3 protein-coding genes are annotated in these 2063 nt (G+C 64.1%); all 3 read right to left on the bottom strand.

Annotated elements, in window-relative coordinates:
* Positions 1-124: 124 nt before the first annotated feature.
* Positions 125-895, bottom strand: coding sequence for a MetQ/NlpA family ABC transporter substrate-binding protein (locus ACQKPE_RS26375; protein ID WP_427669633.1), 771 nt, complete (start codon positions 893-895; stop codon positions 125-127).
* A gap of 47 nt (positions 896-942) precedes the next feature.
* On the bottom strand, positions 943-1614 hold the full coding sequence (locus ACQKPE_RS26370) for a methionine ABC transporter permease (protein WP_427669631.1): 672 nt from the start codon (positions 1612-1614) through the stop codon (positions 943-945).
* Positions 1614-2063: NIL domain-containing protein (locus tag ACQKPE_RS26365; RefSeq protein ID WP_427669630.1), on the bottom strand; the 450-nt coding region annotated here is incomplete at its 5' end. The genes ACQKPE_RS26370 and ACQKPE_RS26365, both read right to left, overlap by 1 nt.

Here is a 2063-nt window from a genome sequence, read left to right as displayed (position 1 = left end):
GCTGCGCGATGCTGATCTTGCCTTCGGCGTGTGCAGCCAGGGGCAAGGCCAGTACCCCATACAGGTTCGGTGAAACCCTGTAGGAGCGGGCTTGCCCGCGAAGAGGTGTAGGCGATTCGACGGCTTAGAACGCCGGCACCACCGCGCCTTTGTATTTCTCGGTAATGAACTGCTTCACCTCAGGCGAGTGCAGCGCTGCTGCCAGCTTCTTCATCTCTTCCGAGTCCTTGTTATCCGGACGCGCCACCAGGATGTTCACGTAAGGCGAGTCGCTGCCTTCGATGGCCAGGGCGTCTTTCTCAGGGTTCAGCTTGGCTTCCAGCGCGTAGTTGGTGTTGATCAGGGCAGCATCGACCTGGGTCAGCACGCGCGGGATGGTGGCCGCTTCCAGCTCACGGAACTTCACGCCTTTCGGGTTCTCGGCAACGTCCTTGACGGTGGCCAGGATGTTCTTGTTGTCCTTGAGCTTGATCACGCCGGCCTTGTCCAGCAGCAACAGGGCACGGCCGCCGTTGGTGGCGTCGTTGGGGATGATCACGGTGGCGCCGGAGCCCAGCTCGTCAAGCTTCTTGATCTTGGCCGAGTAGATGCCCAGTGGCTCTACGTGCACGCCAGCAACGCTGACCAGCTGGGTGCCCTTGGACTTGTTGAACTCATCCAGGTACGGCTGGTGCTGGAAGAAGTTGGCGTCCAGGCGCTTCTCGGCCACTTGCACGTTCGGCTGGATGTAGTCGGTGAACACCTTGACCTTCAGCTCCACGCCCTCTTTCGCCAGTTGCGGCTTCACGAACTCGAGGATCTCGGCGTGCGGCACCGGGGTGGCGGCGACGGTCAGGGTGTCGGCGTTGGCCGAGAAGGCCGCGACGGCGGCGGCGACAGCGAGCAGTTTCTTCATCGATCACTCCTTGTGAGGGCCGGGCGGCCCCCGTGCCCGGGTTGGGCTTATTTACGGGAAAAATGCACGACCAGCCGGTCGCCGACGCTTTGCAGAATTTGCACCAGCACCAGCAGCAGGATCACCGTGACGATCATCACGTCGGTCTGGAAACGCTGGTAGCCGAAGCGGATGGCCAGGTCGCCCAGGCCACCTGCGCCGACCACGCCGGCCATGGCGGTGTACGACACCATGGTGATCGCGGTGACCGTGATGGCCGCGAAAATGCCCGGCCGGGCTTCCGGCAGCAAGGCGTTGACGATGATCTGGCGGGTGCTGGCGCCCATCGACTGGGTGGCCTCGATAATGCCGCGGTCCACTTCACGCAGGGCGGTTTCCACCAGGCGCGCGAAGAATGGCGTAGCGCCCACCACCAATGGCGGAATGGCCCCGGCGACGCCCAGCGAAGTGCCGGTGATCAGTACCGTGATGGGGATCATCACGATCAGCAGGATGATGAACGGCAGCGAACGCAGCACGTTCACCACCAGCGACAGCAGCGCGTACACGCCCTTCTGCTCGAACATCTGTCGCGGCCCGCAGAGGAACAGCAGCACGCCCAGCGGCAGCCCCAGCAGCACGGTGAAGAACAGCGAGCCGAACAGCATGATCAGGGTGTCGCCGGTGGCCAGCCAGATTTCCGCCCAGTCGACGTTGGCGAAGTAGCTCAGGATGTCCATCAACGCAGTACCTCCATATGCACATCAGCGGCGTTGAAGCGGTCGAACGCCGCTTCGATGTTGCCGCCAGTGACGGCCAGGGTCAGTTGCCCGTAGGGCACGTCCTTGATGCGGTCGATACGCCCGGCCAGGATGCTGTAGTCCACGCCGGTCTCGCGGGCGACGGTGCCCAGCAGCGGCGCGTAGGTGGCATCGCCCTGGAAGGTCAGGCGCACGATGCGGCCCGGCACATGGGCGAAGTCGTCGCGCTGTTCGTTCTCGTCGACCTGCTCGTCTTCTTGCACGAAACGCTTGGTGGTCGGGTGCTGCGGGTGCAGGAACACCTCGGCCACCGGGCCTTGCTCGACGATCAGCCCAGCGTCCATCACCGCCACGCGGTCGCTGTCCAGCGCGTCGAGGGCGGCCTCGGTGGCGCTGCTGTAGAGCACGCAACGCGGCTTGGCCTGGGC

Origin of the sequence: Pseudomonas sp. NPDC089554, assembly GCF_050280645.1 — a bacterium.
Lineage (GTDB): Bacteria > Pseudomonadota > Gammaproteobacteria > Pseudomonadales > Pseudomonadaceae > Aquipseudomonas.
The sequence above is the reverse complement of the archived record's forward strand: the minus strand, read 5'-3'. Positions and strand labels throughout refer to the sequence as shown.